This is a genomic window from Desulfonatronospira sp. MSAO_Bac3, assembly GCF_003838035.1.
GTDB lineage: Bacteria > Desulfobacterota > Desulfovibrionia > Desulfovibrionales > Desulfonatronovibrionaceae > Desulfonatronospira > Desulfonatronospira thiodismutans.
The window spans coordinates 1-3,089 of record NZ_QYZY01000010.1 but is presented as its reverse complement, the minus strand read 5'-3'; the positions used below and the strand labels follow the sequence as shown (position 1 = coordinate 3,089).

Sequence of the window (3,089 nt, the reverse complement as noted above, 5' to 3'; positions counted from 1 at the left end):
GGGCCTTGAGCAGAAGCGAATTCAGCCTCTGGGTCACGTATATCTGCCCCGGCTGGCTTCCTGGTCCGCTCACCCGGGGCAGTTTCTCAAGTTGCTTGTCCAGGGAAGTGCTGATGGATGAAGGGTTATACCCGGCCTGCTGCAGAATCCTGGGAACCAGTCCCTGTTCCTGCTCCAGCAGGGATTTAAACAGGTGCTCCACCTCAACCTGCTGGTGCCCCAGGCGCATGGCTACTTCCTGGGCAGCTGATATAGCTTCCTGCGATTTCTGTGTGAATTTATTTATATCCATAATTGTTCCTCCGAATTATATTAATCTTCTCAGTTGCCTGATTTCCTTGTCCTGCTGCTCGATTCTGTCCAGCAGGTCAATAATGAGCACGCCGCCGATGGTCGGCAGCTCAAAGTCCCGGCACAGGCGGACCAGTTTCTGTACCCGGAAAACTTCCTTTTCCGGGAAATGATAGCTTTCAGGCGAAGTACAGATGGACTCAACCCAGCCCATCTCAACGAGTTCGCCCAGCATACTGGGGCAGACCCCGGTACGCTGCACAAACTGGGACCAGTGTATCAGATTGGCCCTGATCAAATTTCCCTGTCTTCGGGTTTGTATATAATTGGACATGTTTCCTCCGTAAAAACCCTGTTCTAATTCCTGGGGTTAAACCCGGATTTTTCCGAGAGTTGTTGCCACAGGTCTTTTTCTTCTTCAGTAATGTTTTTGGGGACTTTTATCATGATCCTGACCATCTGGTCGCCCTTGGCAGCCCCACGGCCCATGCCGCGTCCCTTGAGGCGCATCTTCTGGCCGCTGCTGATGCCGGCCGGGATATTCATCTCCACATCCCCATCCAGCGTGGGAACCCGGACTTTTGCGCCCAGGACGGCTTCCCAGGGTGCCAGGGGCAGATCATAGATTATATTGTTGCCGTCCACCTTGAAATAAGGATGCGGGGCTATTCTGACTTTCAGATACAGATCCCCGGCAGCCCCCTGCCCGCGCCCGGGCGAACCCTGTCCTGAAAGGCGGATCTTGCTGCCGTCCTTGATGCCCTTGGGAACATTGACGCTCAGGGTCTTATTCTGCACATGGGGCATGCCATCGGCACCCATTACCTGCTCCTGCAGGGTAATACTCTTTTTGCCGCCTTTGTAGGCCTCTTCCAGGGTCAGCTCCAGGGTGGCCTCAGCGTCCTGTCCCTTGGAGGAAAATCCCCCTCCGGAAAAAGGATCACCCCTGAATCCCCTGGTGCCGCTGCCCCGGAAATCCTGGCCTGCACCGCCGAAGCCCCTGAAAATAGACTCAAAGAAATCACTGAATCCGCCCATGTCGAATCCCTGACCTGCACCGGGATCACCGCGGAATTCAAAGTGTACATTCTCATAACCCGGCGGCGGCTGAAAATTCTGTCCGTGCTGCCAGTCGGCACCCAGTGCATCATAATGCTTTCTCTTTTCCGGGTCCTTGAGCACTTCGTAAGCTTCGTTAACGTCTTTAAACCTGTCTTCAGCCGTAGAATCATCCGGGTTCAAATCGGGATGATATTTTCTGGCCAGCTTCTTATAGGCCTTGGTGATCTCTTCCTGGGAAGCATTCTTATCCACCCCCAGGATCTTGTAATAGTCCTTGTATTCCATGATCGCTTTCTCCCTTCCAAACCAGAATTAGAACCGCAACTCTGTAAGTTCCTGACTAGATTCTTTAAGTCGGCAAACATTTTAGTCAAGTTTTTGAATAGTTGTGCCCTCTTGCAAATAAAAAAGCCGGGCTCAAATAAATGAACCCGGCTGTCGGCTGTTTCAACTCCGTTTAAATTTTTTATGATCTCCCAATAATCTCCTGGGCCACTTTTTTGCCGGATCTGAGCATGCCTCCAAATACTGGCCCCATCCTGAAGGAGCCGAAAGTGGCATTGGCGGACATACCGCATACATAGACCCCGGGAAAGGCCTCTGTGGTGTTTTCTATTGTATGCTCCTCTGCCTTTTCCGCCCACATGGACTTCTCTCCTTCCAACCTGCCTGAAGGAGTATTGAGCCGGGTGTCCATCTTGCTCTCAATGACCTGCATTATCTCCACCGGGTGCCCTGTAGCCTCCACCACGTAATCTGCACGCACGGTCAGAGGATCCACATGCAGCCCGGCGCTCTCCACTGCGGACCAGTTGATGACCAGCCCGGTGATGCGGTTTTCCCGGATCATGACGTCTTCTATGCATACCAGGTTGAAGAACCTGGCCCCGGCCTTGGCTGCCTTGGAGCCCAGGGTACACACGGCTTCCACCGAGTCAGCAGTGTAATAACCCGGAGTGTACTCCACTGACTTGATGCCCAGCTCATCCAGGATCTCCCTGGCCTCTTCCTGAACCACCACCTCGTTGAACATCATGCCCCCGCCCCACATGCCGCCGCCTGGGGCCAGGTTGCGCTCGAACACGGCCGTCTTTTTCCCGGCGCTGGCCAGGTAGTAGGCGGCCACCATCCCGGAAGGACCTGCCCCGCATATGGCCACGTCAAGTTCCAGGGAATCCATCAGTTTTTTGGTATAGGTTTCGATAATCGCCCGCGAAATAATGATCTCATCCAGTGCCATTTTAAAGCCTCCTGTTAAGTTGTGCTGTATCTGTCCAGGCCCTGCATTACGGCAGTGCAGTACTGTTCCTGGCCGGGACTTAACAGATACATTCTGTTGAGCAAAAAAAAGGGCTGTTTCCAGAAGAAACAGCCCTGATAAACTTGTCCTTTGCCCTTACGTGCATGTCAAGTTATGCCAAAGCCGCTTCCCTACGCCGGTATTATCCGGATCAGGTGCGAGGGGTCTTTCGGGAAATTCCGAAATCTCAGGCACAGGCCTCCCCCAGCGACACACAGCTCCCTGATTGCGGAGCATGCATTTAAAGAACGTCAAATCTCGTATCTTAAAGGATTAGAAAACACAAGCAAAAACTTCTAACGCGGGCCTGGCCCACAACCCAATAAAGAAAAGAGCTATTTGACAGGATTAACAGGATTAAGAGATGGATAAAGAAAAAAATCATTTTGTCCTGGCTCCCAGTTTAATGCCCTTCGGGCTTGCTCTGCGAGCAATT

General features: G+C 52.6%; 4 protein-coding genes and 1 riboswitch. All 4 genes read right to left on the bottom strand.

What is annotated here, in order from left to right:
• The coding region (locus tag D5S03_RS00235) for a Clp protease N-terminal domain-containing protein (protein ID WP_287042353.1) at nucleotides 1-292 on the bottom strand (292 nt) is incomplete at its 3' end.
• A gap of 15 nt (nucleotides 293-307) precedes the next feature.
• Nucleotides 308-625, bottom strand: coding sequence for a chaperone modulator CbpM (locus tag D5S03_RS00230; RefSeq protein ID WP_008868377.1), 318 nt, complete (start codon nucleotides 623-625; stop codon nucleotides 308-310).
• A 23-nt stretch (nucleotides 626-648) separates the two neighbouring features.
• The gene (locus tag D5S03_RS00225) at nucleotides 649-1,638 is read right to left on the bottom strand and encodes a DnaJ C-terminal domain-containing protein (protein ID WP_287042352.1); all 990 of its coding nucleotides are present in this window, start codon (nucleotides 1,636-1,638) and stop codon (nucleotides 649-651) included.
• A 181-nt stretch (nucleotides 1,639-1,819) separates the two neighbouring features.
• Nucleotides 1,820-2,593 carry a sulfide-dependent adenosine diphosphate thiazole synthase gene (locus D5S03_RS00220; protein WP_287042351.1) on the bottom strand — a complete coding sequence of 258 codons (774 nt, stop codon included), beginning with the start codon at nucleotides 2,591-2,593 and terminating at the stop codon, nucleotides 1,820-1,822.
• Between the two features lie 171 nt (nucleotides 2,594-2,764).
• Nucleotides 2,765-2,869, bottom strand: a riboswitch (TPP riboswitch).
• Nucleotides 2,870-3,089: the final 220 nt, after the last annotated feature.